The 25,395-nt window shown below is 61.2% G+C and carries 27 protein-coding genes and 1 pseudogene; 21 read left to right on the top strand and 7 right to left on the bottom strand.

The window, feature by feature from the left end:
- The first annotated feature begins 152 nt into the window (after positions 1–152).
- The 8 genes from bamA (at position 153) to lpxB (ending at position 8,787) form a co-directional block, all read left to right on the top strand.
- Positions 153–2,705: an outer membrane protein assembly factor BamA gene (gene bamA, locus KJQ96_RS16350; protein ID WP_213287675.1), complete on the top strand. Its 2,553-nt coding sequence runs from the start codon at positions 153–155 to the stop codon at positions 2,703–2,705.
- Positions 2,706–2,832: 127 nt separating this feature from the next.
- Complete coding sequence (gene lpxD, locus KJQ96_RS16345) at positions 2,833–3,900, top strand: UDP-3-O-(3-hydroxymyristoyl)glucosamine N-acyltransferase (RefSeq protein ID WP_213287622.1); 1,068 nt, start codon at positions 2,833–2,835, stop codon at positions 3,898–3,900.
- The gene (gene fabZ / locus KJQ96_RS16340) at positions 3,900–4,358 is read left to right on the top strand and encodes a 3-hydroxyacyl-ACP dehydratase FabZ (protein ID WP_028345839.1); all 459 of its coding nucleotides are present in this window, start codon (positions 3,900–3,902) and stop codon (positions 4,356–4,358) included. Before lpxD ends, fabZ begins: the two co-directional genes overlap by 1 nt.
- Positions 4,359–4,502: 144 nt before the next feature.
- The gene (locus tag KJQ96_RS16335; protein ID WP_309142425.1) at positions 4,503–5,138 is read left to right on the top strand and encodes a histidine phosphatase family protein; all 636 of its coding nucleotides are present in this window, start codon (positions 4,503–4,505) and stop codon (positions 5,136–5,138) included.
- A gap of 255 nt (positions 5,139–5,393) precedes the next feature.
- Positions 5,394–5,744 carry a hypothetical protein gene (locus KJQ96_RS16330; protein ID WP_213287621.1) on the top strand — a complete coding sequence of 117 codons (351 nt, stop codon included), beginning with the start codon at positions 5,394–5,396 and terminating at the stop codon, positions 5,742–5,744.
- Positions 5,745–5,919: 175 nt separating this feature from the next.
- The gene (lpxA, locus tag KJQ96_RS16325) at positions 5,920–6,723 is read left to right on the top strand and encodes an acyl-ACP--UDP-N-acetylglucosamine O-acyltransferase (RefSeq protein WP_213287620.1); all 804 of its coding nucleotides are present in this window, start codon (positions 5,920–5,922) and stop codon (positions 6,721–6,723) included.
- Between the two features lie 19 nt (positions 6,724–6,742).
- Positions 6,743–7,600, top strand: a complete 858-nt coding sequence (locus KJQ96_RS16320) for an LpxI family protein (protein ID WP_213287619.1) — start codon at positions 6,743–6,745, stop codon at positions 7,598–7,600.
- A gap of 23 nt (positions 7,601–7,623) precedes the next feature.
- Positions 7,624–8,787 (top strand): lipid-A-disaccharide synthase, encoded by a 1,164-nt coding sequence (lpxB, locus tag KJQ96_RS16315; RefSeq protein ID WP_213287673.1) that lies wholly within the window; start codon positions 7,624–7,626, stop codon positions 8,785–8,787.
- Positions 8,788–8,857: 70 nt separating this feature from the next.
- On the opposite strand, the gene gltA is transcribed toward lpxB, so the two are convergent.
- On the bottom strand, positions 8,858–10,159 hold the full coding sequence (gene gltA / locus KJQ96_RS16310; RefSeq protein ID WP_057843046.1) for a citrate synthase: 1,302 nt from the start codon (positions 10,157–10,159) through the stop codon (positions 8,858–8,860).
- Positions 10,160–10,322: 163 nt separating this feature from the next.
- Positions 10,323–11,747 carry a glutamate--tRNA ligase gene (gene gltX / locus KJQ96_RS16305; protein ID WP_213287618.1) on the bottom strand — a complete coding sequence of 475 codons (1,425 nt, stop codon included), beginning with the start codon at positions 11,745–11,747 and terminating at the stop codon, positions 10,323–10,325.
- 140 nt (positions 11,748–11,887) lie between these two features.
- Here gltX and KJQ96_RS16300 point away from each other — a divergent pair, with 140 nt between their 5' ends.
- On the top strand, positions 11,888–13,570 hold the full coding sequence (locus KJQ96_RS16300) for a glutamine--tRNA ligase/YqeY domain fusion protein (RefSeq protein WP_213287617.1): 1,683 nt from the start codon (positions 11,888–11,890) through the stop codon (positions 13,568–13,570).
- Positions 13,571–13,579: 9 nt separating this feature from the next.
- Positions 13,580–13,984, top strand: coding sequence for a nuclear transport factor 2 family protein (locus KJQ96_RS16295; protein WP_213287616.1), 405 nt, complete (start codon positions 13,580–13,582; stop codon positions 13,982–13,984).
- 42 nt (positions 13,985–14,026) lie between these two features.
- Here KJQ96_RS16295 and glnA read toward each other — a convergent pair whose 3' ends face one another.
- From glnA to KJQ96_RS16280, 3 genes are all read right to left on the bottom strand, one after another.
- Positions 14,027–15,457, bottom strand: coding sequence for a type I glutamate--ammonia ligase (gene glnA / locus KJQ96_RS16290; protein WP_213287615.1), 1,431 nt, complete (start codon positions 15,455–15,457; stop codon positions 14,027–14,029).
- A 110-nt stretch (positions 15,458–15,567) separates the two neighbouring features.
- Positions 15,568–15,750, bottom strand: a complete 183-nt coding sequence (locus KJQ96_RS16285) for a hypothetical protein (protein WP_213287614.1) — start codon at positions 15,748–15,750, stop codon at positions 15,568–15,570.
- Positions 15,751–15,918: 168 nt separating this feature from the next.
- On the bottom strand, positions 15,919–16,176 hold the full coding sequence (locus KJQ96_RS16280; RefSeq protein ID WP_213287613.1) for a hypothetical protein: 258 nt from the start codon (positions 16,174–16,176) through the stop codon (positions 15,919–15,921).
- Between the two features lie 158 nt (positions 16,177–16,334).
- Here KJQ96_RS16280 and KJQ96_RS16275 point away from each other — a divergent pair.
- From KJQ96_RS16275 to KJQ96_RS16260, 4 genes and pseudogenes are all read left to right on the top strand, one after another.
- A pseudogene (locus KJQ96_RS16275) lies at positions 16,335–17,579 on the top strand (ComEC/Rec2 family competence protein); the annotation flags it as partial.
- A 403-nt stretch (positions 17,580–17,982) separates the two neighbouring features.
- Complete coding sequence (locus KJQ96_RS16270; protein WP_213287612.1) at positions 17,983–19,227, top strand: nucleotidyltransferase; 1,245 nt, start codon at positions 17,983–17,985, stop codon at positions 19,225–19,227.
- Positions 19,224–19,709: a hypothetical protein gene (locus KJQ96_RS16265; RefSeq protein WP_213287611.1), complete on the top strand. Its 486-nt coding sequence runs from the start codon at positions 19,224–19,226 to the stop codon at positions 19,707–19,709. The genes KJQ96_RS16270 and KJQ96_RS16265 overlap by 4 nt, the downstream gene beginning before the upstream one ends.
- Complete coding sequence (locus KJQ96_RS16260; protein ID WP_213287610.1) at positions 19,684–20,736, top strand: CBASS cGAMP-activated phospholipase; 1,053 nt, start codon at positions 19,684–19,686, stop codon at positions 20,734–20,736. The genes KJQ96_RS16265 and KJQ96_RS16260 overlap by 26 nt, the downstream gene beginning before the upstream one ends.
- A gap of 110 nt (positions 20,737–20,846) precedes the next feature.
- On the opposite strand, the gene KJQ96_RS16255 is transcribed toward KJQ96_RS16260, so the two are convergent.
- Positions 20,847–21,050 carry a hypothetical protein gene (locus KJQ96_RS16255; RefSeq protein WP_213287609.1) on the bottom strand — a complete coding sequence of 68 codons (204 nt, stop codon included), beginning with the start codon at positions 21,048–21,050 and terminating at the stop codon, positions 20,847–20,849.
- Positions 21,051–21,528: 478 nt separating this feature from the next.
- Here KJQ96_RS16255 and KJQ96_RS16250 point away from each other — a divergent pair, with 478 nt between their 5' ends.
- The gene (locus KJQ96_RS16250) at positions 21,529–22,191 is read left to right on the top strand and encodes an SOS response-associated peptidase (protein ID WP_213287608.1); all 663 of its coding nucleotides are present in this window, start codon (positions 21,529–21,531) and stop codon (positions 22,189–22,191) included.
- A complete protein-coding gene (locus tag KJQ96_RS16245; protein ID WP_213287607.1) occupies positions 22,188–22,442 on the top strand; it encodes a hypothetical protein in 255 nt (84 codons plus the stop codon). Before KJQ96_RS16250 ends, KJQ96_RS16245 begins: the two co-directional genes overlap by 4 nt.
- A gap of 312 nt (positions 22,443–22,754) precedes the next feature.
- Here the strand turns inward: KJQ96_RS16245 and KJQ96_RS16240 are convergent, their stop codons facing one another.
- Positions 22,755–23,201, bottom strand: a complete 447-nt coding sequence (locus tag KJQ96_RS16240; protein WP_213287606.1) for a hypothetical protein — start codon at positions 23,199–23,201, stop codon at positions 22,755–22,757.
- Between the two features lie 421 nt (positions 23,202–23,622).
- On the opposite strand from KJQ96_RS16240, the gene KJQ96_RS40235 reads away from it, so the two are divergent.
- The 5 genes from KJQ96_RS40235 to KJQ96_RS16215 all read left to right on the top strand — a co-directional run bounded on the left by KJQ96_RS40235 (position 23,623) and on the right by KJQ96_RS16215 (position 25,339).
- Positions 23,623–23,826 carry a hypothetical protein gene (locus KJQ96_RS40235; protein WP_249734107.1) on the top strand — a complete coding sequence of 68 codons (204 nt, stop codon included), beginning with the start codon at positions 23,623–23,625 and terminating at the stop codon, positions 23,824–23,826.
- 80 nt (positions 23,827–23,906) lie between these two features.
- Positions 23,907–24,332 carry a hypothetical protein gene (locus KJQ96_RS16230; RefSeq protein ID WP_213287605.1) on the top strand — a complete coding sequence of 142 codons (426 nt, stop codon included), beginning with the start codon at positions 23,907–23,909 and terminating at the stop codon, positions 24,330–24,332.
- Positions 24,333–24,378: 46 nt separating this feature from the next.
- Positions 24,379–24,984 carry an RNA ligase family protein gene (locus tag KJQ96_RS16225; protein ID WP_213287604.1) on the top strand — a complete coding sequence of 202 codons (606 nt, stop codon included), beginning with the start codon at positions 24,379–24,381 and terminating at the stop codon, positions 24,982–24,984.
- Positions 24,984–25,151 (top strand): hypothetical protein, encoded by a 168-nt coding sequence (locus KJQ96_RS16220; protein ID WP_213287603.1) that lies wholly within the window; start codon positions 24,984–24,986, stop codon positions 25,149–25,151. Before KJQ96_RS16225 ends, KJQ96_RS16220 begins: the two co-directional genes overlap by 1 nt.
- Positions 25,148–25,339: a hypothetical protein gene (locus tag KJQ96_RS16215; RefSeq protein ID WP_213287602.1), complete on the top strand. Its 192-nt coding sequence runs from the start codon at positions 25,148–25,150 to the stop codon at positions 25,337–25,339. Before KJQ96_RS16220 ends, KJQ96_RS16215 begins: the two co-directional genes overlap by 4 nt.
- Positions 25,340–25,395: the final 56 nt, after the last annotated feature.

Genomic DNA, 25,395 nt, shown 5'->3' with positions numbered 1-25,395 from the left:
GCCCTTTGGCAACGTCTTGGAATGAAATTGGAATCGCATCGCGATGTCTGGTTTGCCCCCCTGTCGAAATTGGCTACAAGCAATGCAACTTTGGGATTCTGCCGGTTCGTAGGGGTACGAGCCGGCAGTGCAATGACGAGGGCGCGTTGCGCATGATGTTGGGAATGCGAGTGCGGGGGGGTCTGCTGGCCGCTCTGATCATGGTGGCCGCGCCGATGGGGGGCGCGTTGGTGTCTGTGCCGGCTGCGGCTCAGACCGCGGCGTCGATCGTCGTTGAAGGGAACCGGCGTGTCGAGGTCGAGACCATCCGCTCCTATTTCAAGCCAGGCCCCGGCGGTCGCCTCGGCCAAGCCCAGATCGACGATGGCCTGAAAGCGCTGATCGAGACCGGCCTGTTCCAGGACGTGCGAATCAACCAGGTCGGCGGCCGGCTGGTCGTGACGGTCGTCGAAAACGCCGTGATCGGGCGCATCGCCTTCGAAGGCAACAAGAAAGTCAAGGACGAGCAGCTTTCGGCTGAAATCCAGTCCAAGCCGCGCGGTACTTTCTCGCGCCCGATGGTTCAGTCGGACGCCCAGCGCATCGCCGAAATCTACCGGCGCTCCGGCCGCTATGACGTGCGCGTCACCCCGGAAATCATCGAGCAGCCGAACAACCGCGTCGACCTGATCTTCACGATCACTGAAGGCACCAAGACCGGCGTCAAGTCGATCGAATTCATCGGCAACGTCGCCTATTCGTCCTATCGTCTGAAGGACGTCATCAAGACGCGCGAATCGAACCTTCTGAGCTTCCTCGGCGGCGCCGACGTCTACGATCCCGACCGGGTCGAGGCCGACCGCGATCTGATTCGTCGCTTCTACCTCAAGAACGGTTACGCCGACGTGCAGGTGGTCGCCGCGCTGACCGAGTATGACCCCGAGAAGAAGGGCTTCCTCGTCACCTTCAAGATCGATGAGGGGCAGCAATATCGCGTTGCCTCCGTCGATTTCCAGACCTCGATCCCGACCCTCGATGCCGCCTCGATGCGCAGCTTCTCGCGCGTCAGCGTCGGCTCGGTTTACAATGCCGAGGCGCTGGAGAAATCCGTCGAGGAAATGCAGATCGAGGCTTCACGGCGCGGCTACGCCTTTGCGGTAGTGCGTCCGCGCGGCGATCGCAATTTCGAGCAGCACACCGTTTCGATCGTGTTCGCCGTCGACGAAGGCCCGCGAACCTATATCGAGCGCATCAACGTTCGCGGCAACACCCGTACCCGCGACTACGTGATCCGCCGCGAGTTCGACCTGTCCGAAGGCGATGCCTACAACCGCGCCCTGGTCGATCGCGCCGAGCGCCGGCTGAAGAACCTCGACTTCTTCAAGAGCGTGAAGATTCTGACCGAGCCCGGCTCGTCGACCGATCGCGTGATCCTGATCGTCGATCTCGAAGAAAAATCGACGGGCGACTTCTCGGTGTCGGGCGGCTATTCGACCACGGATGGTGCGCTGGCCGAAGTCAGCATCTCCGAGCGCAACTTCCTCGGCCGCGGCCTGTATGCGAAGGCTGCCGTGACCTACGGCCAGTACGCGCGCGGCGGCTCGCTGTCGTTCGTCGATCCCTATCTGTTTGACTACCGCGTCGCGCTTGGTCTCGACCTGTTCTATCGTGAACAGCTCGCCAACAGCTACATCGCGTACGGCACCAAGACGCTGGGCTTCAGCCCGCGGCTCGGCTTCACCCTGCGCGAAGATCTCGCGCTGCAATTGCGCTACTCGATCTACCAGCAGGAAATCTCGCTGCCGAACGCGCTCGCGAACTGTAACAACAATCCCTCGAACTCTCTGCTCGCGTTCAATCCGACGCCGGCATTTGTGAATTCCGTCGGCGGGCCGGCTGGGTTGCCAGCGCCCGCCACAGACCCCTCCGGTCAGGGTCTGTGGTGCTACTTCGACGGTGAAGCCTCGCTGCCGGTCCGCAGGGAACTGCAAAGCGGCAAGACGTTGACCTCGTCGGTTGGCTATTCGCTGAACTACAACACGCTGGACAACAACAAGAACCCGACCGACGGCTTGCTGATCGATTGGAAGCAGGACTTCGCCGGTGTCGGCGGCGACGTGAGCTACATCAAGTCGGCAATCGACGCGAAGTACTACACCCCGCTGGTCGCCGATATCGTCGGCCTGATCCATCTCCAGGGCGGTATTCTCAACCAGTTCGGGGGCAGCGAACTGCGCATGCTGGATCACTTCCAGATGGGCCCGAACCTGGTGCGCGGTTTTGCGCCGAATGGTATCGGTCCGCGCGATTTGAACCCGTTCGGCACGCGTGACGCGCTCGGCGGCACCAAGTACTGGGGCGCGTCGTTCGAATTGCAGATGCCGTTCTGGTTCCTGCCGAAGGAAGTTGGGCTCAAGGGCTCGGTCTATGCCGACGCCGGCGGACTGTTCGACTACAAGGGTCCGACGTCATGGGCGGCAACGGGCGAGGTCAATGTGCCTGGCTGCGTTCCGCCGACGCAGGCGACGGCGACGACTCCAGCCAGTGCCGGAACTTGTACGGGACTGCAGTTCGACAGCGGCAACGTCGTTCGCACCTCGGTGGGTGTCGGCTTGATCTGGGCCTCGCCCTTCGGTCCGCTGCGCTTCGACTATGCGGTTCCGCTTACGAAGGGCCAGTTTGACCGCGTGCAGGAATTCAAGTTTGGCGGCGGCACATCGTTCTGAGGTGTCTTGAAGCGAAATGGACTAAGGTCCACGTGACGAGTACACCAAGGAATAAAAGGAGGGTTCGGCTTCGCGTCTTCGAAGCCGGCTCTCTGGTGTGAATAGCGGCCGGACTGCGACGGGTGAAATGGCGCAGCCGATATTCTTCAAGCAACCTCCTTCCTCAACGCTGGCCGAGCTGGCCGCGTTGACGGGAGCGGTATTGGTCGACCCTGCGCGAGACGGTGATGTGATCAGGGGCCTCGCTTCGCTCGACGAAGCCGGTCCGATGCATCTGGCGTTCTTCGACAATCTCAAATACGTCGATCAGCTCAAGGCGACCAAAGCCGGCGCTTGCCTGGTCAGCCCGCGTTTCGAGGCCCAGGTGCCCGCCCATGTGGCAGTGCTGCGGGCGGCCCAGCCGTTCCGCGCCTTCGTGAAGCTGGCGCGCGAGTGGCACGCCGATGCGCTCCGCCCGCAATCCTGGTTCGACAATGACGGCATCGCGCCATCGGCGATCATCGACCCGTCCGCCCATCTCGAGGACGGCGTCATCGTCGATCCGCTCGCCGTGATCGGCCCGCGGGTCGAGATCGGCACTGGCACCGTAATCGGTGCCGGCGCGGTAATCGGCGCAGACGTCAAGATCGGCCGGGACTGCAATGTAGGCGCGCGCAGCGCGATCCAGTTCGCCCTGATAGGCAACAACGTGCTGATCCATCCCGCCTGCAGCATCGGCCAGGACGGCTATGGCTTCATCTTCTTCGGCCCCGAGGGTCACCTCAAGGTACCCCAGACCGGCCGCGTCGTGATCCAGAACGACGTCGAGATTGGCGCTGGCACCTGCATCGACCGCGGCAGCCTCCGGGATACGGTAATCGGTGAGGGCACCAAAATCGACAATCAGGTCCAGATCGGCCACAATGTAACCATCGGCAGGCACTGCCTGCTCGCGGCCCAGATCGGGCTCGCAGGCAGCCTGACCATCGGTGACAACGTCGCGCTGGGCGCCAAGGTGGGCATCAACAACCACCTCAAGATCGGCGATGGCGCGCAGGTGACGGCGATGAGCGCAGTCAAGGACGATATCCCACCCAATGGCCGCTGGGGTGGCCATTTTGCCAAACCGACCAAGCAGTGGTTCAGGGAGATTGTTGCAGTGGAGCGGCTGGCGCATGGTGGCACAGTCGATCCGAAAGGCGAAGGGCGCGAGTGATGGAGGAGGCACCGGTCAGGTTTGAGCTCGTGGATATCAACGAGATCCTCAAGACGCTCCCGCACCGTTATCCAATGCTGCTGATCGATCGGGTGATCAAGATCCGGACCGATTACAGCGGTATCGGCATCAAGAACGTTACCTTCAACGAGCCGCCTTTTCTCGGCCATTTCCCCGAACGTCCGGTCTATCCCGGCGTGATGATGATCGAGGCCATGGCGCAGACCGCCGGCGTGATCGGCATCAAGTCGGTCGAGGGCACCGAAAAGCCGCGCGCGGTTTATTTCCTCACCATCGACAAGTGCAAATTCCGCAAGCCGGTGATGCCCGGCGACACCATCGAGTACCACATGCGCTCGATCGGCCGCCGCAAGGCGATGTGGTGGTTTCACGGCGACGCCAAGGTAAATGGTGCCGTGGTCGCGGAAGCCGACGTCGGCGCGATGCTGACGGATTGAGCCGGATTGAATTTACCCGTCACACAACTGACGTCTTCTGACGTCTTTGTTCAATCCTTGGTTGTGGACCCATTTTCGAGGTCGATTGACGAAATTTGCTTGATTAGACCTGGCTTGGGTCCACGTTTTTTAGCGGAGGCGTCCTTGAAGAAGCTTGCGTCCATCATTTCGTGTTTGGTCATTTTTCTGCTGATGCCGCCGCAAGGTTACGCGGCGGATCTCAATAGTCTTGTCGCCTCTCTCAAGGGTGGCGGCTACGTCATCGTGTTTCGACACGGCGCCACCGACGATAGCCAGAAGGACATTTACCCCTTCAAATTCGACGATATGAGTGCACAGCGCCAACTGAGCGAGAAGGGCCGCACCCTGGCGCGCGAGCTTGGAGCTGCACTCGCGAAACTTGGCATACCAATCGGCGAGGTCTACACGAGCCAGCTGAACCGCGCGGTCGAGACCGGCAAGCTGCTCAGCGGCAAGGACGTCTCTCCCGTCGATGCCCTGACCGACAGCGGCGCCGGCAGTGCGTCGGCGATGGCGAACCCCGACGGCAAGAACGCCAAAATTGGGCGCGCCGTCCGCGATCTCGTCAATGCTCCTCTGAAAGCCGGCGTCAATAATGTGGTGGTGACACACAAGACCAACGTCGCCGATGCCTTCGGAAAGCAATTTGGCGATCTCCGCGAGGGCGAGGCGCGCGTCTACAAGACCGGTGGCTCGAGCCCAGCCGTCCTGGTCGCGCGCGTGCAACCTGGCGAATGGATTGCTCAGACCGGCGGCTAGAGCCTTTTCGGTTCTGATTGAATCAGAACCGGGCTCTAGATTCTTGTTTTGACGCGTTTTCTTGACGCGAGAACCGGTGTCCACCCTGGACTAAGTCCAGGGCAGGCTTTCGCTGGAAAACGCTCCAGCAGGATACCGTTCGACCGTGCATCAACCTTGGGGCGATCGGTCCAGCCAAATTGTGACGTGTTGAAGGAACTTCAGCCGGCCAGCAGCTTTATAGATGCTGTGGGGAATCTGTTGCCGGATGGCCGCATGAAGTTTCTCTGGGTCGGTGTTGCACTAGGCGCAGCTATTGTTCTCGGCGGACATGCCGCGGCCCGCGATGACGGTCGCTACGCCAAATCCCCGCTCAAGTCGTGGTTCGATAGCCTCAGGAGCGGAAAGGGGCCATGTTGCTCCGACGCTGACGGTTCTGCTGTCGCCGATGTCGATTGGGAATCCAAGGACGGCCATTACCGCGTACGGCTCGAGGGCCAATGGATCGACGTCCCCGACGATGCGGTCATTACCGAGCCCAATCGCGCCGGCCGAACCATGGTGTGGCCGATGAAGGACGCGCTTGGGATTACGATCCGTTGCTTCCTGCCCGGCAGCATGACGTAGCGACGGCTCGTCGTCTCGGCCTTCGGGTGTGGAAACGGCGGCAGCGGATGGATGTTGCAGGCCTTGCGCGCCCGACACATGACGTAATCATACGTCACTAGACAGCATTGAAATGCCGCGCTAACCACCGGAAAACGCGAGATATTCGCGCGCAATCGATGGGCTGGGCTGCTTGATGGGTACGATCGATCCAACCGCGCGGGTTGAGGATGGCGCTGTGATCGGCGAGGGGACGACAGTCGGTCCCTATTGCATCATCGGGCCGAACGTCACCATCGGCGCGAACTGCAAGTTGATCGCGCATGTGAACGTGGCGGGGCATACGACCATCGCCGATGGCTGTGTTATTTACCCATTTGCCGCATTGGGAGGCCCGCCGCAGGACCTCAGCTATCGCGGTGAACCGACCCGGCTCGAGGTCGGCGAGGGATGCACCATCCGCGAAGGCGTAACGATGAATATCGGAACGAAGAAGGGCGGCGGCCTCACGCGGGTGGGCGCACGCGGTTACTTCATGAACAACAGCCACGTCGGCCATGATTGCGTTGTGGGGAGCGACGTTATCTTCGCGACGTCTGCGACGCTGGGCGGTCATTGCGAGATTGGCGATTTCGTCTACATCGGCGGGCTGTCTGCCGTGCATCAGTTCACGCGGATCGGGCCGCAGGTAATGGTCGGTGGCGTCTGCGGCGTCCGCGGCGACATCATTCCGTTCGGTCTCGCCAATGGACAGTATGCCAGTCTCGAAGGGCTGAACATCATCGGCATGAAGCGCCGCAAGTTCACCAGGGAGCGGCTCGCCAAGGTGCGCTCGTTCTACCAAAAGCTGTTTCACGGGCCCGGCATTTTTGCCGAGCGGCTGAATGCGGTGCAGCCGATGTCAGGAGAGGATCCGGCGATTGCCGAAATCCTCGCCTTCATCGGCGACGGTAAACTTCGTCCGCTCTGCCTTCCCGCCGGCGACGGCAACAAGCCTTGATGACGGGATCGCCGCAGCCATGATCTCAGCGGCTTCCGGCATTTCATCGCCCGTCGGCGTCATCGCAGGCGGCGGCGCGATGCCGTTCGCGGTGGCGGATTCGCTTGCCGCGCAGGGATTGGCGCCAGTGCTGTTTGCGCTGCGCGGCGCCTGCGATCCGGATCGCGTCAGTCGCTTCCGCCATCACTGGATCTCGGTCGGACAACTCGGCCGCGCCACAAAGCTGTTCCGCAGCGAGGGCTGCCGCGACCTGATCTTCATAGGTACGCTGCTGCGGCCTGCGCTGTCGGAGATCAGGCTGGACTGGGGAACGATCCGCGTCCTCGGCCGCGTCTGGGCGGCGTTTCGCGGCGGCGACGATCACCTGTTGTCGGGGATCGGCCGCATCCTCGAACAGGACGGTTTCCGGATGGTCGGCATCAGGGATGTTGCTCCCGACGTTCTGATGCCAGCGGGGCAAATTGCCCGCGCCATGCCGGATGCCGCGGCCGCCGCCGATATTGCCAAGGGGCGGGAGGTGCTCGGCGCGCTCGGTCCGTTCGACATCGGCCAGGCCGTGGTCGTGATCGACGGGCACGTGGTCGCGGTGGAGGATATCGAGGGTACTGACGGACTGCTGGCGCGCGTGGCCAGGCTGCGAGAGGCGGGGCGCATTCGCGCCAAATCCGGCCGCGGTGTGCTGGTGAAGGCGCCGAAGAGTGGGCAGGATTTGCGCTTCGACCTGCCGGCCGTGGGCGCAAAAACCGTCGAAGGCGCAGCTAGCGCCGGGCTCGCCGGCATTGCCGTGATCGCCGGCCACACCATTGCCGCGGACTCGCAAGCCATGATCGAGGTCGCCGATAGCGCCGGCTTGTTCATCCAGGGCTTGCCCGCGTGACGCCGCCTCGCGCGACCGCCGGGATGGAGCGGAGGATATTTCTGATCGCGACGGAAGAATCCGGCGATCGCCTCGGCGCCAGCTTGATGAAGGTGCTGCGCCAGCGCCTTGGCGATGCGGTACAGTTCGAGGGCGTCGGCGGCCGCGCAATGGCACGCGAAGGTCTGGAGTCGCTGTTTCCGATTGAAGAACTCTCGATCATCGGGCTGGCCGCAGTCGTCAAGGAATTACCGAAGATCCTCGGGCTGATCAAGGAAACGGCTATCGTGGTGACGGAGGCATCGCCCGATATTCTCGTCATCATCGATAGTCCCGACTTTACCCATCGCGTCGCCAGGCGTGTGCGCGCCAAGGATCCCAAGATTCCGATCGTCGATTATGTGTCGCCCTCGGTATGGGCGTGGCGACCCGGTCGGGCGCGCGCGATGCTGAAATATGTCGATCATGTGCTGGCGCTGCTCCCGTTCGAGCCGGAGGCCTATCGCAGGCTGCACGGCCCTCCCTGCACCTATGTCGGTCATCCCCTGACCGAGCAACTGGCCTCGCTGCGGCCGAACGCCGATGAGAGCAGGCGACGGGCGGAATCGCCGCCGGTGCTGTTGGTGCTGCCGGGAAGCCGCCGCAGCGAAATTCGTCACCACATGGCGGTATTCGGCCAGACGGTGGGACTGCTGCAGGAGCAGGGCACGCCGTTCGAACTGGTGCTGCCGACCATGCCGCACCTGCAGGAGGCGGTCGTGGACGCGGTGAAGGGCTGGCCTGTGCAGCCCCAGGTCGTGATCGGCGAGCAGGAGAAGCGGGCGGCATTCCGGATCGCGCACGCAGCGCTCGCCAAATCCGGCACCGTGACATTGGAGCTGGCGCTGGCTGGCGTGCCGATGGTGACGGCCTACCGGACCGGCGCTGTGGAAGCCTGGATCTTGCGGCGGGCGATCAAGGTAAACTCGGTGATCTTGGCCAATCTCGTGATCGGTGAGAATGTCGTACCCGAATTCCTGCAGGAGAACTGTACGCCGGAAAAGCTCGCAGCCGCGCTGCGCGAGATGTTGGGCGACAGCGAGCTGCGTCGAAAGCAACTCGAAGCTTTTGGCAAAATCGACGGCATCATGTCGACCGGCAACCAGCCGCCCAGCGTGCGCGCCGCGGACATCGTATTGGCGACGATGCACAAGACGCGGCAGGGGTAGGATTGAAAACACAAAAAAGCCGGACGCGGTGATCGCATCCGGCTTTCCGAATTGTCCTAAGCGACGCCGCTTACTTCCGCTTGTCCATCGCCACGTAATCGCGGCGGGCGACGCCGGTATAGAGCTGGCGCGGACGGCCGATCTTCTGGTGCGGGTCCTCGATCATCTCGCTCCACTGGCTGATCCAGCCGACGGTGCGGGCGACCGCGAACAGCACGGTGAACATCGAGGTCGGGAAGCCCATCGCCTTCAGCGTGATGCCTGAATAGAAGTCGACGTTCGGGTAGAGCTTGCGGTCGATGAAGTACTGATCGTTGAGTGCGATCTTTTCCAATTCCAGCGCCACCTTCAGCATCGGGTCATCGCCATGGCCGGTCTCGGCCAGCACGGCGTGACACATCTTCTGCATGATCTTGGCGCGCGGGTCGTAGTTCTTGTAGACGCGGTGGCCAAAGCCCATCAGGCGGACTTCGCTGTTCTTGTCCTTCACCTTCGCGATGAATTCCGGAATCTTGTCGACCGAGCCGATCTCCGCGAGCATCGCCAGCGCCGCTTCGTTGGCGCCACCATGCGCCGGGCCCCACAGGCAGGCGATGCCAGCGGCGATGCAGGCGAACGGGTTGGCGCCGGACGAGCCGGCGATGCGCACGGTCGAGGTCGAGGCGTTCTGTTCGTGGTCGGCGTGCAGGATGAAGATCTTGTCGAGCGCGTCAGCCAGCACCGGATTGATCTTGTAGTCCTCGCACGGCACCGCGAAGCACATGTGCAGGAAGTTCTCGGCAAAAGAGAGGGTGTTCTTCGGATACATGAAGGGCTGGCCGACGGTGTATTTATACGCCATCGCGGCCAGCGTCGGCACCTTCGCGATCATCCGCATCGACGCGATCATGCGCTGCTTCGGATCGTTGATATCGGTGCTATCGTGATAGAACGCGGCCAACGCACCGACGGCAGCGACCATGATCGCCATCGGATGGGCGTCGCGGCGAAAACCCTGGAAGAAGCGGGCCATCTGCTCGTGAACCATGGTGTGATGGATCACGCGGTGGTCGAAATCCTGCTTCTGGGCCTTGGTCGGAAGTTCCCCGTAGAGCAGGAGGTAGCAGGTCTCTAGGAAATCGCCCTGTTCGGCGAGTTGCTCGATCGGGTAGCCGCGGTATTCCAGCACGCCGGCGTCGCCGTCGATATAGGTGATCTTCGACTGGCAGCTTCCGGTGGAGGTGAAGCCGGGGTCGTACGTGAACATCCCGGCCTGGGCGTAGAGCTTGGCGATGTCGATGACATCTGGCCCTACCGTGCCGCTGAGGATCGGGAAATCGTAGGTCTTGTTGCCTACCGTGAGCGTTGCAGTCTTGCTGGATTTTGCGTCCATCGTGAAGTCCCCGATGAAATCGTTGCGAAAACCGCGCCTGACCCTGGTGCCATTTTCCGGGGCACAAGCAAGGAGGCCGGCTTGTCTGGAAGCGGCGGCAAATGGGTTAGCTTATTGCCATGTGCACTGCAAGATGGCCGGAAACCCGCATAAGGTAGGGGCTTCAGCCGGCCGCCTGATCAGCTAGCCGACCCAGGCATTCCTCGCGTCCCAGGACTGCCAAAACATCGAAAATGCCGGGCGAAGTCGTCCGCCCGGTCAGCGCCACACGGAGCGGCTGGGCGACGGCGCCGAGCTTGAGGTTGTTCTGCTCCGCGAAATTCCGCATGGCGGATTCGGTGGTTTCGGCGCGCCAGTCGGTCACTGTTTCCAGCGCGGTGCGGAGCTGGCCGATCAGCGCCCGGGTTTCCGGCGTCAGCAGAGCCAAGGCCTTCGGCTCGATCTGGAGCGGACGGTCGGCAAAGATGAAGTAGGCGCCCGAGATCAGCTCGATCAGGGTCTTGGCGCGCTCCTTCAGGCTCGGCATCGCCCGCAGCAATTGTGCGCGGGTGGTGGCGTTGAGCTTCGGTTTCAGTTCGGCGCCTTCTGGGACATAGTCCACGACGCTCTCGAACTGGGCCACCAGCGCGCCGTCATCGGAGTGGCGGATGTAGTGGCCGTTGAGGTTTTCCAGCTTGGCGAAATCGAAGCGTGCAGCAGACCGCCCGATCGCGGGCAGGTCGAACGCATCGATCATTTCTTGCGTCGAGAAAATCTCCTGGTCGCCATGGCTCCAGCCGAGCCGGACCAGGTAATTGCGCAGCGCCGCCGGCAGATATCCCATGGCGCGGTAGGCATCGACACCGAGCGCGCCATGGCGCTTCGACAGTTTTGAACCATCGGGCCCGTGGATCAGCGGAATATGGGACATGTTCGGGATGTCCCATCCGAGCGCATCATAGATCTGCTTCTGGCGTGCGGCATTGATCAGATGGTCGTCGCCGCGGATGACATGGGTCACGCCCATGTCGTGGTCGTCGACCACGACTGCCAGCATGTAGGTCGGATTGCCGTCGCCACGCAGCAGCACGAGGTCATCGAGGTTTTCGTTCTGCCAGACCACGCGGCCCTGCACCTGATCCTCGATCACGGTCTCGCCAGTCTGTGGAGCCTTCAGGCGAATGGTCGGCTTCATGCCGGCGGGCGCTTCTCCCGGATCACGATCCCGCCACATCCCGTCATAGAGGCGGGTGCGGCCCTCCGCGCGCGCCTTCTCGCGCATCGCGGTCAGCTCCTCCGCGGTGGCGTAGCAACGGTACGCCTGGCCGCTGGCGAGCAGTTGCTCGGCCACTTCGCGATGACGGGCGGCGCGGCTGAACTGATGGATGACATCGCCGTCCCAATCGAGCTCGAGCCATTTCAGCCCATCGAGAATGGCGGCAATGGCGGCTTCCGTCGAACGCTCGCGGTCGGTGTCCTCGATCCGCAGCAGCATCTTGCCGCCGCGCTTCTTGGCATAGAGCCAGTTGAACAGCGCAGTCCGGGCGCCTCCAATATGGAGGAAGCCGGTGGGCGAAGGGGCGAAGCGTGTGACGACGGAATCAGACATTACCAAGCGCGTGAGCGGTGAACGGCGGTGGTGTATAGCAGGAACGGTACATAACTAAAGCCCGGGCCGGTGGCAAAGTGGGCTTGGCTCACAGGGGCGAATTTGGCAGAAGGTTCGCCAATCCCTAACAGGAACTCAGGATGACCACAGAACCGGTAACGGCAGAGGCGGGGCGCGATTTCATCCGCGACATCGTCCAGGCCGATCTCTCTTCCGATAAGCACAGCCGGATCGTGACCCGATTTCCGCCGGAGCCGAACGGCTACCTGCATATCGGCCATGCCAAGTCGATTGCCCTCAATTTCGGCATCGCGCAGGAGTTCGGAGGCAAGTGTCATCTGCGCTTCGACGACACCAACCCGACCAAGGAAGAGCAGGAATATATCGATTCCATCCAGGCCGACGTGCATTGGCTCGGCTACGACTGGGGAACCGATCTCTACTACGCCTCCGACTATTTCGATCGTCTGTATGACTGGGCGGAGGGCCTGATCAAGGCGGGCTATGCTTATGTCGACGACCAGTCGCAGGAGGAAATCCGTATCAACCGCGGCACGCTGACGGAACCCGGCAAGAACTCGCCGTTTCGTGACCGCACCGTGGAGGAAAACCTCGACCTCTTCCGCCGCATGAAGGCCGGCGAATTTCCGAACGGCAGCCGCGTGCTGCGTGCCAAGATCGATATGGCCGCGGGCAACATCAACCTGCGCGATCCCGTGCTCTACCGTATCCTTCATGCCGAGCATCCGCGCACCGGCACCAAATGGTCGATCTACCCGAGTTACGACTACGCCCACGGCCAGTCTGACGCCATCGAAGGCATCACGCATTCGATTTGCACGCTGGAATTCGAGGACCACCGGCCGCTCTATGATTGGTTGCTGGACAAGCTGCCGGTGCCGTCAAAGCCGCGCCAGTACGAATTCGCTCGTCTCAACCTGACCTATACGCTGCTGTCGAAGCGCGTGCTGACGCAGCTCGTGCGCGACGGTCATGTGTCGGGCTGGGACGATCCGCGCATGCCGACGATCGCCGGATTGAAACGGCGCGGCGTGCCGCCGGCCGCGGTGCGCGAATTCGTCAGGCGCATCGGGGTGGCGAAAGCCAACAGCGTGGTCGATGTCGGCATGCTGGAATTTTGCATTCGCGAGCACCTCAACAAGACGGCGCAGCGGCGGATGGCGGTACTGCGGCCGCTGAAAGTCGTGGTCGAGAATTATCCGGAAGGGCAGACGGAGGAGCTCGAGGCCATCAACCATCCCGACGATCCGGCCGCGGGCACGCGCAAAATCTCGTTCGGCCGCGAGCTCTATATCGAGCGCGACGATTTCATGGAGAACCCGCCCAAAAAATTCTTTCGCCTGTCGCCGGGCAACGAGGTGCGGCTCCGCTACGCCTATTTCATCAAATGCACCGACGTCATCAAGAATGACGCAGGCGAAGTGGTCGAACTGCGCTGCACCTATGATCCCGCGACCAAGGGCGGCAACGCCCCTGACGGCCGCAAGGTCAAGGCCACCATGCACTGGCTGTCGGCCAAGGATTCGGTGCCGGCGGAAATCCGACTCTATAACCAGCTCTTCTCAAACCCCAGCCCTAGTGCTGCCAATTTCGCCGCCGACCTCAATCCGGAATCACTGGAGGTGTTGCCTGACGCGCGGATCGAGCCATCGGTCGCCTCAGACAATTCGGGCGAGGTGATGCAGTTCGAGCGGCAGGGCTATTTCGTGCGCGACAAGGATTCCGCGCCGGGCAAGCCCGTATTCAACCGCACCATCGGCCTGCGCGATACGTTTGCGAAGGAAGTCGGCGGGAAGGGGTGAGGTCAATCGATGGCGTCATCCGAACGGATTGCGGCCGAAGATATCGTCGCCGGCATCATGGGAAAATGGACGAAGGCTTTCAGCGGGCTGGATGCCAAGGCTCTCGCGTCGCTTTATTCGAAGAACGCGTTCTTCTTCGGCTCGAACCCGAACTTCTATCGCGGCAATGACGGCGTTAAGGCCTATTTCGAAGGGCTGCCGCAATGGAAGTCGCCATCGGTCCAATTCACCGATGTCAACACCGCGCAGGCGACCCCCGACCTGATCAACGTCGCGGGCACAGCGTCCTTCACTATCGAGAAAGATGCCGAGCCGCTGGTGGTGAAGATTACCTGGGTGATCGTCCGCGAAGACGGCGACTGGAAAATCGTCAGCCATCACGTCTCGTCGAAGACGCCGCTGATTGAGCTGTAGGCCGGTTGCGCGTCAGGACGCGGGTCCCTGCGTCATGCCGTTCTAGATGTCGTAATACAAATGGAACTCATATGGATGAGGGCGCAGCCGGATTGGATCGACCTCTTTCTTCCGCTTGTAATCGAGCCAGGTCTCGATCACGTCGCCGGTGAACACGTCGTTGCGGAGCAGGAAAGCGTGATCGCGCTCGAGCGCGTCAAGCGCCTGATCCAGCGACCCTGGTGTCGACCTCACGTTCTTCGCCTCGGCGGGCGGCAGGTCATAAAGGTTCTTGTCGATCGGGCTGCCTGGATCGATCCGGCTGGTGATGCCGTCGAGACCGGCCATCAGCATCGCGGCAAAGGCCAGATAGGGATTGCAGGAGGGATCCGGCGAGCGAAATTCAACCCGCTTTGCCCGCGGGTTCGGCGAATACATCGGAATCCGGCAGCAGGCTGAGCGATTGCGCTGGGAATAGACCAGATTGATCGGAGCCTCATAGCCGGGCACCAGACGCCGATAGGAGTTCGTGGTGGGGGCGCAAAGCGCACACAACGCCCAGGCGTGGGTCAACAGGCCGCCGATGTAGAAGCGGCCGAGCTGACTCAACTCGGCATAGTCGCTCTTGTCGTAGAACAGATTGGTCTCGCCCTTCCACAGGGACTGGTGAACGTGCATTCCCGAGGCGTTGTCCTCGAACAGCGGCTTCGGCATGAACGTCGCGGTCTTGCCGTGCTCGCGGGCGGTGTTCTTCACCACGTATTTGTAGATCATCAGATTGTCCGCCATGCGCGTGAGCGTAGTGAAGCGCATGTCGATCTCGTTCTGGCCGCCGGTCGCAACTTCATGGTGATGGGCTTCGATCTGGATGCCTAGCTGTTCCATCGTCAGCACCATTTCGGTGCGGAGAGCCTGCATGCTGTCGGTCGGGGGAACGGGAAAATATCCTTCCTTGGGGCGCGGCTTGTGGCCCAGATTCGGCTCTTCCTCTGCGCCGGTATTCCAGCTCCCTTCACTGGAATCGATTTCGTGGAAGGCATGATTGATGCCCTGTCCGTAGCGCACCTCGTCGAACACAAAGAACTCCGCCTCCGGGCCGAAATAACTCGTATCGGCGAGGCCGGTGCCCTTCAGGTTGGTTTCGGCCTTCTGGGCGATGTAACGGGCGTCACGGCTATAGGGTTGACCGGTCACGGGGTCCCTGATGTTGCAGATCAGGACCAGGGTCGACGCAGGGGAATACGGGTCGAGAAAGGCCGTGGCCGGGTCCGGCACGACCAGCATGTCGCTTTCCTGAATTTCCTGAAATCCGCGGATGGATGAGCCATCGAATCCAATGCCTTCGCTGAGAGCATCGATAGTGGCTGCACTCGGCGGGACGGAAAAATGCTGCCACACTCCGGGCAAGTCGGTAAAGCGCAGATCGATCATCTGCACCTTCTCGTCTTTGATCGCCTTCACCAGATCTTCGGCTGTCGCACACTTCGGAAACATGGCTTCAACTCCTGGAGAGCCGCATCTTGGACGTTGCGATGCCATTCAGCCGTGGCGAAGCGACTTGCGACGGCTCCTGGCCCATGTTCTGCGTTGCCGCGCCAGCAGCCTCAGCTTTGGTGGGGACCACGCATCATCTTCATCGCGTCTTCGATATGCCGCCAGGTTCTGGCCAGTTCGGCCTCGCCTTTTGCCTCGAGTTCGATGGCGTTCTGGGCCGCTTCCGCAATGGCCTTGGGGCCATGCGCTTCCAGCAACTGCCGCGCATAGTCGTGGATTTCGGTTTCTCGCATGGCGTCATGCTCCTCTCATTCTGAGCGCGACCGTGAATTCCAGTCGAGCTGAGAACCGTAGACGTTGACACCTGATCCCGCGCACACAGTGTGCATCCTGCTGCGGCGCACTTGCAAGAGCGCTTTCCGGGCGGTGGGCTGGCGGGATTGGAACGTGACGCCGGCCGCCTAGCAACCCCGGCAAATACTGCGCAGGGACTTTGCGAGCTGGGCGTCCTCCGCCGTCATGGGCTCGTAGGGCTTTTGCTGCTCGGCCTGCCCGGCCTGGTTCGCCTTCTGCCGGGCCACACGCTCGATCTCTTGACGCTGATAACAGGCTTCGCGCGCGGCCCTCGCCTCGATGAAGCGGCATTGCTCCGGAGTGGCGGCATTGGCGTGAGAGGTGATCAAGATCACCGCAAATAATAGGCTGGCCGCAAGCTTCATGTCGCTTCTTTGTCCTGATTCCGGTTCAATTCATAGCGCTCGACTGTAACCCCAGCCGGCGTGCATTTCTTCAGGTTTCTGCTTCCGTTCCGCTAGCGCGCTGAATACAGCGTCCGGTAGTCTTGCGGTCTCCACGAGATCGTAAGATGTAGGCTCGGGTGGCGGAGCAGGGCGACACGTCGGGCCGAAAACGGGGCTATGCGGGCACCTGGCCGCCGCGCATTGCGGCACCGGTCGGCGGCCTCTTGCCATCGCGTCCCGCGTTCTGGCCTCCACTGATCGAGACCTTGCGTATATGGGCGCGCGCCGAAGCCGGCGCCGGGCGTCTGCTGCCGTGGGTACCCGTCGCATTCGGTACCGGCATTGCGTTCTACTTCGCCGCCGATCATGAGCCGGTGCTGGCATTGGCTGCCATTGTGGCGATCGCGCTGTGCGCAGTGGCGGTGCTGTTGCGGCGGCAGAAATTCTTTCCCGCCGCGGTGATGATCGCAGCCGTCGCCGCGGGCTTTGCGGTCGCGACCTGGAAGACCGCGCGGAGTGCGCATGGCGTGCTGGCGCGGCCGATGTTTTCGGTGTCGCTGACGGGTTTTGTCGAGACGCGCGACATTCGTGAGCGCACCGACCGTTTTGTCCTTCGCGTCGTCACCATGGAAAGCGCGCGCGGAACGACGAAGCTGGAGCGCGTGCGGCTCTCGGTAAGGAAGGGCACGGCCCCGCCGGTCGGCAGCTTCGTCGAGTTGAAGGCGCGGCTGTTGCCGCCGCTCGCGCCAGTGCGACCGGGCAGCTACGATTTCAGCCGCGACATGTTTTTCGCCGGCATCGGCGCCTCCGGCTTCGTGATGGGCGCGATCAAGACTGCCGAGCCGCCAGCCGCGGGCGGCGGGCTCCGCCTGCGCTATTCGGCCGTGATGCAAGGCCTGCGCGATACGATCGATGCGCGGATCAGGACCACGCTGGAAGGCGACAAGCGCGCGATTGCGACCGCGCTGTTGACCGGACGGCGCGACGCGATTTCGCCGCCGGTGAACGATGCGATGTTCGTCTCCGGCCTCGGCCATGTGCTGTCGATCTCCGGCTATCACATGGCCGTCGTCGCCGGCGTCGTGTTTTTCGCGGTCCGGGCGCTATTGGCGCTGTTTCCGGTGCTCACGGTCGGCCAGCCTATCAAGAAGTGGTCGGCGGCGGCAGCCCTGGTTGCCGCTGCGTTCTATTTGCTGCTGTCGGGCGCCGAGGTCGCGACGCAGAGATCGTTCTTCATGACGGCCGTGGTGCTGATCGCGGTCATGGTCGATCGCCGCGCGATTACGTTTCGCACGCTCGCGGTCGCCGCCCTGATCGTGCTGACGGTCGCGCCGGAAGCGCTGGTACATCCGAGTTTTCAGAACTTTAGCGCGCCCCTCGGCCAATGCCGCATTATGTCGTAAATGACTCGTAGTTTCAGTCGGTTGCCGGGCAGTCATCCAAATGCCGCCGGGAACGGAAACCGATCAAAAACTCGCAAAAACCGGAGGTTGGCGGCGAAGAGTCCCGGAAAAACTCCCGAACTGATCCCTCCCGTTCATCGGGCGTTCTGGAGCGCCGACAGACCTGCTACAGCGGCCCTGGAGTTCTTCGCTGCCGCGATGACGTGCATAGTGTCCCCTTACGACTATCGCGAGAATCACCTATTACTGGTCAGGCAGCCTTTCGCATTGTCAATATCTTGCGTGAAAAAGAATCTCTTTTCACCAATCTTGCTGGAACTCCTGGCGATCCCTAGTTGGAACAAAGTTTGAACACGGTCCCCATCAACCAGGGAGTTTTCAAGTGAACGTTGCCTATACGGGGCCGTGGCCCAAGCTTGCCGACTACGACGCTCTGCTAATGGACGTCGCCCGCCGCATTCAGTTGACCAAGACCAAGCACGAGATCGCCGAGACGAATTTCCGCTCCCTCTGCCAACATGTTGACCGCGAGGGAAGCCCCCTCGAAAACAAGGTGATCGAGTGCTACCCCAGTGGCAGCTTCGCGACCGGCACCGCCATCGCTTCGCGCGTGGCCAAGGACCAGCACGATGTCGATGTCGTAATGGAGCTGGACATTCCGGCCAACTCGCCGCCGAAAGACATTCTCAACCTGCTGTTCTTGGCAATCAACGGCGAAGAAGGCAGCCGCTACCACGGCAAGGTTACGCAAAACAGCCGCTGCGTGACTGTGGAATACGGCGACGGGACGACCGTCGATTTGATGCCGATCGCACGCATCCAGGGGCCGGAGCGTGCCGGTAACCTGTTTCACTATAAGCGGGAGACCGGCGAGTCTCGCCATAAGCCCGTGAACCCATGGGGCTTCGCGAAATACTTCAACGACCACGTCGATTTCGATCCGGCGTTCCATGACCTGTTCAAAGGCCGTCGTCTCTTGGTCGAGGGCAAGATCGTCGAGAAGGCCGAGACCCAGCCGATGCCGGACCATGAACCTCTCGAGGAGAAATCGCCGCGCGTCGTCGCATTGCAACTGCTTAAGCGCAACAGGGACATCGCGTGGCGCGCGCCAAGCCGGACAGGGCGAAAGCCGCCAGCGATCGCGCTCAACGCGATGGCGCTTGACGCCGGCCCCGTCCATGCCAGCCTCCTCGACGAAGTCGTCGCTATCGCGACCCATATCCGCGGTCGTTTGAAAGAGACTTACGGGCCGCGCGGCACAGTGCAGGTCTTCAACCCTGCCTACCCGCCTGACGAGTTCACCGACCGCTGGCCCGAGAATAAGTCCGCGCAGGATCTGTACGATGGCGATCTCCGCCGCCTGATCGTTGAACTCTACAAGCTGCGCAATGAAAATCTCAGCCTTGCAGAGCAGCAAGAGCTCCTGAAGCGCCTGTTCGGCGAGACCGCGGCTGCCTACGCGATCGAGAGTACCCTTGATGCCCGGCTGCGCGAGATGAATGCTAACCGACTGCATCTTGGCAGCACCGGCAAGGTGCTCGGCGCGGCAGCCGCCGCCGTGGCGGGGAGCGCAAGCACCGCAGCCCGAGCGGCAACGCGCGAAGGCGGAGGCGAGTTGTCGGAGTGACGACTATCGATCAACAGATCGAAGCCATGGCCGAGCGCTGGCCTGGCTTCAAGGTCATCGAGAGGGGCGCATCGTTCGTCGAGTGGCACGGCATCTTGGCGCCTGATAAGCGCGAACATCTTGTTCGCGTGAAGCACCGGACTCCCATGGTTCTCGAGAACATATCGCTTCACGACGCACAGCCCCGCGTGCAGGTGCTGAAGCCGCTGCTCGAGCGCCATCCTGATTATGAGGAGGGGCCAATCCCTCATGCATACGTGAACAAGGCCGAGCCGACCTTGCCGTATCTGTGCCTGTTCAGCCCGACCCTTCGCGAGTGGGATGTAAATGACCTCATCGCCCACACGACGGTACACTGGGCCGCGCAGTGGCTCTATTTCTACGAAGGATGGTTGGTGACGAAGAGGTGGCTGGGCGGCGGTCGCCACGTCAACTCGCAAAGCGAAGAAAAGCGCCTTGAGCCAGCCCCCACGCCGATCTAGCGGAATTTTGCAGGGGCTTCGCGATCCTCTGCCATGGCCCCAGGACAGGCCATTCCGCATTCTGTCGATCGACGGTGGCGGCATTCGCGGGATCTTGCCCGCGACGATGCTGAGCGAACTGGAAAGCCGCTATTTGGGCGGACGCTGCATCGGCGACTATTTCGACTTGATCGCCGGTACATCGACCGGCGGCATTATCGCGTTGGGATTATCGATTGGAAAGACGGCCAAGACCATCCTTGATCTCTACGTTGAACACGGGCCCGCAATCTTCCCGCCTGCGCGCTTTAACCTGTTCAAACTGCGATCAGTTTGGCGCGCTGTGCAGGCTGTCCAGCATCACAGATACGATGCCGCAAGGCTCGAAGCACCGCTCAAGCAAGTCTTTGGCACGTTGAAATTGGGGAATGCTGAGCGGCGCTTATGCATTCCGTCTTTTGACGGCTACACCGAGGTGAATGTCTTCAAGACGCCCCATCACAAGGACTACAAGAGAGACTGGAAAGAAGACATGGTGGCCGTGGCGATGGCAACGGCCGCCGCGCCCACGTTTTTTCCCGTCTATCAAAACGGCCAGCGCGTGTTCGCCGATGGCGGCGTCTGGGCAAACAACCCCGTGATGATCGGGTTGGTGGACGCGCTCGTTTGCTATCAGCTTCAACGGCGACAGGTCCATATCTTGTCATTGGGAACAGGAGACGCCGAAATTCAGTTCACCGCAGGGCAATTGCTTCATGGCGGCATCTTCGACTGGTACGACATCATGTCGTCGGCCATGCATTTACAAAGCCAGAATGCAGACGGCCAAGCCGGTTTGTTGATCGGACGAGATCAACTCATTCGCTTAAACGCTCCGCCACCAGCTGGCAAAAAGCCGATCGATCTGGACGACTATGCGCGGGCGAGCGCTGAGTTGCCGGACATCGCGCGCAAGCTGATCGACGACAACGGCGACGTCATTCGTGATCGATTTTTGTTCACGCCCGCATATCCTTACCCTGCGATTTACGGTCCGCGCGCTACCTGATCAGCGCGTGGTCTCGGTTGGTTGGAAGTCGGATACAATCGACGCAACACGTGCCGTGGTCGGGGAGGGCTGAGCCGGCGCGCCATAGCCTTGCATCCGTTGCGACGCAATCAACCCACGCCGTAGGGCTTGTTCAGGAAGAAATCGCGGTTGCCAAGCGCCTTCTCTGCGTACTGATCGATCGCAACAGTGATCGCCTGGACGTGTTGGTAGCAGTAGCCCTCTCGCGTTGCCCGCTGACGCACCTCGGCAAGGGCGTTGATCCAGGCGGAGTTGTCAGCCTTCTCGTCATACCATTTCAATTGTTCGCGCATCACCAACTCCGGCCGCCAAGCACGCGCCCTTTCGTCGGGCCGCCCAATTCCTTCTTGAGCCGATCCCGCTCGTCACAAAGACCCTCGATCTTCGCCAACATCCGCTGCAGCAAAAGCTCAGCCGATGCAGTCGATATCCCGGCTCGTTGAAGCTGCAGAATCTCCTTACGCTGCCTTCCGACCTGGACGCGCATATGCTCGATTTCGGAACGGACGTGATCTAGGCCCATAGCGCTCCTTCAATTCCCTCTGGATCATGCGAATGAGCCCCTCAGCCCGGCGCCCGAGCTCGCCGTAAAGACGAAGCCGCCTGAACAGGATTTCTAATTCACGATCGCTTTTCATGAGGGCGAGAATAGTACAAAACATGAACAAAATGGCAAGCCGCTAGATATTGGGGGTTAACCGACTTGGGTCCCAATTCGCCGGGTTGCGCAAGCCTTCCACCATCGACATGGTGACCAAGCGAGCCCCGAGCATGTGCAACCTCTATTCGATCACCACCAACCAAGAAGCCATCCGGGCGCTGTTTCGCGTCATCAATCGCTACGTCGGCAATTTGCCGCCGATGCCTGGCGTGTTTCCGGATTATCCCGCTCCCGTCGTTCGTAACGTCGGCGCCGAGCGCGAGCTCGTCCTGATGCGCTGGGGCATGCCGCCTCCGCCGCGGACCGGCGGACCGGCGGTGACCAACATCCGCAACACCTCTTCGCCGCACTGGCGCGGTTGGCTGAAGCCGGAGAGCCGTTGCCTTGTGCCATTCAATAGCTTCGCCGAATACGCGCCAGAGCCGAACCCCGAGACGGGAAAGAAGGATGTCGTCTGGTTCGCTCACAGCGATGACCGGCCGCTCACGTCCTTCGCCGGCATCTGGACCGAGTTCAGGGGCGACCGCGGAACGAAATCGAAGCCGATCCCCGGCCCACATAACGTCTACGGCTTTCTCACCACCACGCCGAATGCCGTCGTCGAACCGATCCACCCGAAGGCCATGCCGGTCATTCTACAGACAGAAGAGGAGCGCGACGTCTGGCTGCGCGCTCCGTGGGATGAGGCCAAGGCGCTGCAACGTCCGTTGCCCAACGACGCTATTAGGATCGTCGCTCGAGGCGCTGACAAGGAAGACAAGGCCGCCGCATGAAATACGCCACCGCCAGCCCCTATGCCGACCCTGACAAAGCCGCGCGGCGCCTGTTAGAACATGCGCAGGCATTCGAGCCCATCCAGGACGGCCGGATCTACATCGAGAAGATCAACGGCCCCTTCCTGTTCAACGACAAGGGCTCGCCGGCGGAATACCGTGCTGGCCTTAATCTCGCTATCGAGCGCGGCTGGCTGACGATGCACGAATCCGGGACCTTCGTGACCTTACTCCGGCGGGTGCCGAACTGATCGCCTGATCGGGCGGTTGGGGCCAAGAGTCCGCGAGCACCGGCCCCGGAAAAGGTTGCGCGATGTTAATTTGGACGACAGGAATTCAGTGGGCTAGGCTTGCGGTCACGTCCCTGGTGGCACCCAGATGACGTGACCGCTGGTGGCCTCACGCTAGATCACGTAAGTCCGCCAAGCTTTGCTCCAGTTGAGCACGATGACCACGATCGTCTTGGCGCACCTTCCCGCGCCGCCGCGATCTTGGCTCAACGCAGGGTAAACGCCGAAAACTTTGCGACACGCCCAGTTTTTCAACACCCTGCTATATCAGCCCTACTCAACGGTGCATTGCACGAGCACGGTGCCGGGTCCTTGGGTTGTCTGGACTATAGTAATATTGGTTTGGGTGCACGCTTTCGGGCCGACGGGGTCCCCCTTGAAACCGATTGCTTTGAGGGCGCCATTGATCGCGTTCCATCCGTCTCGAACACTAAATTCCTGATCGGGCTTTACTCCATTAACCACGACAATTATCGGCGGACGACCATTCTGGCTCGCAATCTTGAAGGAAAAGCTGTTGTCACTCTTGTCGATAATCGTGGCCGACTGAATGTCGCCTGTTACTACTGTTCCAACCTTCAAACGGGCCACAGGAGTCGCTGTCGACTCAGAAGGCGCTGTCGCCTGAGAAGGCGCTGTCGCCTGGGAAAAGGCGTCTGTTGTGACGAGCGTCGTTCCGCTTAGAATAGCGACCATCACGATTGTTTTCATAAATCGCATAGTTACCTCCCTCTCTTGATCGTTTCTCGTGGAAGATGAACTCGCAAGGCGACCATACTATAGGGCGCGATGCCGGAGGAGCTCGCTGTATGGGACAGTCGCCTCGATGTACCCTCGTAGCCCCGCCCGCCCGATCTTGATTGCTTCTTTGCCGTTGCCATCCTGCAATACCTTCCATTGGCGCAGCAAAGAGTCATGATGTGGGGCCGGTTCCTGATCTTCCCGCCGGAACGACTCAGGCCAGATAAATCAATTCCGCATTGCGTGGAGTTCATTATGCGTAGATCTAGTTGGACGCCGTCGATCATCCCGAATGAAAACGACGAGACGGTCTACTTGGTGGCAGATGATTTCGGTCGATTAGGCCGCGCCTGGCCCGAAGCCGATTACGAGGCCACCGATCTCGAAACGGTCATTCGAGATGTCCGGCCAGTACAGCAATCCAATCCGCGTCGTCGCTTTCAACACCGCCGAGCGCTGGTCGGAAGATGTTTCCGAAGACGTTGCCCGCGAGCTGCGCCGGCGCTGCGATCTGCAGATGTGCGAGCTTCCTTCTACGATTTCTGATTTTGTCGAACGGCACGAGGATCGCGATCGACGTCAGTTGACCCTTCGGCTGGTCTAACCGAGCCCCTGCGTGACTTTCATACGTTGTCAATTTATAATTGCACTTCACCGAAGCACGTATTGCACGAGAAACTTACCTTGCCCCGCCTGCTCGCCCTTTGCCTGGTGCTAATTGTCACGCCCGCAACCGCGTGGACGGTCACGACCGAAAAGGACCGGTTGACCGACAAGACGCTGACATGGGCTCGCGTCACGGATCAGGGCGCTACTTTGCTAATGGGCTGTCTGAACGGGGAGCCGCAGCCCCGTCTTACATGGCCAGGGCGCGTTGGCTTCGGACAGCAATCGGTCGGGATTAGTTACCGGTTCGATGACGGCCCGGTGGTGCCGCGCTTTGCGACGTTCGGCGGCGACGGCGCATCGATCTATCCGTGGGTTGCGGACCATGCCGATGCCTGGAAAAAGCTAAAGAATGGGAAGCGGCTGAGGGTGCAGATCGGTCCCCACTTGTTCGATTTCGATCTGCGCCAGGGCGGGCAGGACTTGCCGACGGTCAGGTGTTGAGCGTCCTCAGACTCGCATTTCGGCTGCGGTTGCCTATTTATCCCGCATGCGTACGTCTGCGTTCGATCCTTGCATTCCGACACGCGGGACGAAGGTTCCCAACCGGCCGGAATGGCTCCACGAGATCAAGCACGACGGATATCGGCTAATTGTTCAACGTCAAGGCAAGCGCGTTCGGCTGTTCACCCGCAACGGGTACGACTGGAGCCACCGCTTTCCTCTCATCGTCGAAGCCGCGCTGAGAAATCGCCAGAGCTCCTTTGTGATCGACGGTGAAGCCGTGCTGCTCGGGGTCGATGGTAGATCCGACTTCAACGGCTTGCACTCACGACAGCACGATGAGGAGGTTCAGTTCTATGCGTTCGACATGCTGGTGAGCGACGGCGACGATATTCGGGATCTGCCTCTAAGCATGCGGAAAGCCAACTTGGCCAGGCTCCTCCTCCGGCGAGTGGATGGTATCTTCCTGAGCGACTTTGAGCAGGGCGAGGTCGGCCCCGACTTGTTCAGGCATGCATGCCTAATGGGGCTTGAGGGGCTTGTGTCCAAGCGCGCCGATAGCCGTTATCGGGGCGGACGTTCGCCCGATTGGGTGAAGGTCAAGAACCGAACGCATCACTCAATCGACCGCGTGAAGGAGGCGTTTTCCTGATGGATGCCTTTGACCGCTTTTGGCGGTGGGCGAACAAGCCGCTAGATAGCGACCTGACCATTCCCGCCGATGTCCACCACGCTGTGACGTCTTTGCCGCATGAAGACTGGAGCGACCGCGCCAAGGTCAATGAGGCCGTGCGACGGGCCGAGGAAGCGGAACGATGAAAATCCCGCGCAACACCGGCCGTGACACCGATAATCCCGACCGGCCGGAAATCGAGCATTTCGGGAATGCCCGGTTTGCGGCCGCTGGTCGACATGCGCGACCTCAGCCAGGTGATGGCACATGTGCACGGCTGCACGGCGAGCAGCCGCTCGATCTGACGGGTAAGCCAAAGCCGGAGGAACAGTAGATCAGCGCGAAGCGCTGAGTGACAGCGGGGACACTCAGCGGATTGACCGGATGATC

Source organism: Bradyrhizobium sp. sGM-13 (assembly GCF_018398875.1).
GTDB lineage: Bacteria > Pseudomonadota > Alphaproteobacteria > Rhizobiales > Xanthobacteraceae > Bradyrhizobium.
Note: the sequence above shows the minus strand (reverse complement) of the source record. Positions and strands in the feature narration are given on the sequence as shown.

Excerpts from the sequence above, each read along its gene's own strand:
- gltX (WP_213287618.1), bottom strand. The coding sequence starts at position 11,747 with ATGTCTGATTCCGTCGTCACACGCTTCGCCCCTTCGCCCACCGGCTTC.
- KJQ96_RS16240 (WP_213287606.1), bottom strand. The coding sequence starts at position 23,201 with ATGCGATTTATGAAAACAATCGTGATGGTCGCTATTCTAAGCGGAACG.
- bamA (WP_213287675.1), top strand. The coding sequence starts at position 153 with ATGATGTTGGGAATGCGAGTGCGGGGGGGTCTGCTGGCCGCTCTGATC.
- KJQ96_RS16220 (WP_213287603.1), top strand. The coding sequence starts at position 24,984 with ATGGATGCCTTTGACCGCTTTTGGCGGTGGGCGAACAAGCCGCTAGAT.
- fabZ (WP_028345839.1), top strand. The coding sequence starts at position 3,900 with ATGGAGGAGGCACCGGTCAGGTTTGAGCTCGTGGATATCAACGAGATC.
- KJQ96_RS16250 (WP_213287608.1), top strand. The coding sequence starts at position 21,529 with ATGTGCAACCTCTATTCGATCACCACCAACCAAGAAGCCATCCGGGCG.
- KJQ96_RS16245 (WP_213287607.1), top strand. The coding sequence starts at position 22,188 with ATGAAATACGCCACCGCCAGCCCCTATGCCGACCCTGACAAAGCCGCG.
- lpxD (WP_213287622.1), top strand. The coding sequence starts at position 2,833 with ATGGCGCAGCCGATATTCTTCAAGCAACCTCCTTCCTCAACGCTGGCC.
- KJQ96_RS16225 (WP_213287604.1), top strand. The coding sequence starts at position 24,379 with ATGCGTACGTCTGCGTTCGATCCTTGCATTCCGACACGCGGGACGAAG.
- KJQ96_RS16255 (WP_213287609.1), bottom strand. The coding sequence starts at position 21,050 with ATGCGCGAACAATTGAAATGGTATGACGAGAAGGCTGACAACTCCGCC.
- gltA (WP_057843046.1), bottom strand. The coding sequence starts at position 10,159 with ATGGACGCAAAATCCAGCAAGACTGCAACGCTCACGGTAGGCAACAAG.
- KJQ96_RS16285 (WP_213287614.1), bottom strand. The coding sequence starts at position 15,750 with ATGCGAGAAACCGAAATCCACGACTATGCGCGGCAGTTGCTGGAAGCG.
- KJQ96_RS16215 (WP_213287602.1), top strand. The coding sequence starts at position 25,148 with ATGAAAATCCCGCGCAACACCGGCCGTGACACCGATAATCCCGACCGG.
- KJQ96_RS16295 (WP_213287616.1), top strand. The coding sequence starts at position 13,580 with ATGGCGTCATCCGAACGGATTGCGGCCGAAGATATCGTCGCCGGCATC.
- lpxB (WP_213287673.1), top strand. The coding sequence starts at position 7,624 with ATGGAGCGGAGGATATTTCTGATCGCGACGGAAGAATCCGGCGATCGC.
- KJQ96_RS16330 (WP_213287621.1), top strand. The coding sequence starts at position 5,394 with ATGAAGTTTCTCTGGGTCGGTGTTGCACTAGGCGCAGCTATTGTTCTC.
- KJQ96_RS40235 (WP_249734107.1), top strand. The coding sequence starts at position 23,623 with ATGTCCGGCCAGTACAGCAATCCAATCCGCGTCGTCGCTTTCAACACC.
- KJQ96_RS16280 (WP_213287613.1), bottom strand. The coding sequence starts at position 16,176 with ATGAAGCTTGCGGCCAGCCTATTATTTGCGGTGATCTTGATCACCTCT.
- KJQ96_RS16300 (WP_213287617.1), top strand. The coding sequence starts at position 11,888 with ATGACCACAGAACCGGTAACGGCAGAGGCGGGGCGCGATTTCATCCGC.
- lpxA (WP_213287620.1), top strand. The coding sequence starts at position 5,920 with ATGGGTACGATCGATCCAACCGCGCGGGTTGAGGATGGCGCTGTGATC.
- glnA (WP_213287615.1), bottom strand. The coding sequence starts at position 15,457 with ATGTTTCCGAAGTGTGCGACAGCCGAAGATCTGGTGAAGGCGATCAAA.
- KJQ96_RS16320 (WP_213287619.1), top strand. The coding sequence starts at position 6,743 with ATGATCTCAGCGGCTTCCGGCATTTCATCGCCCGTCGGCGTCATCGCA.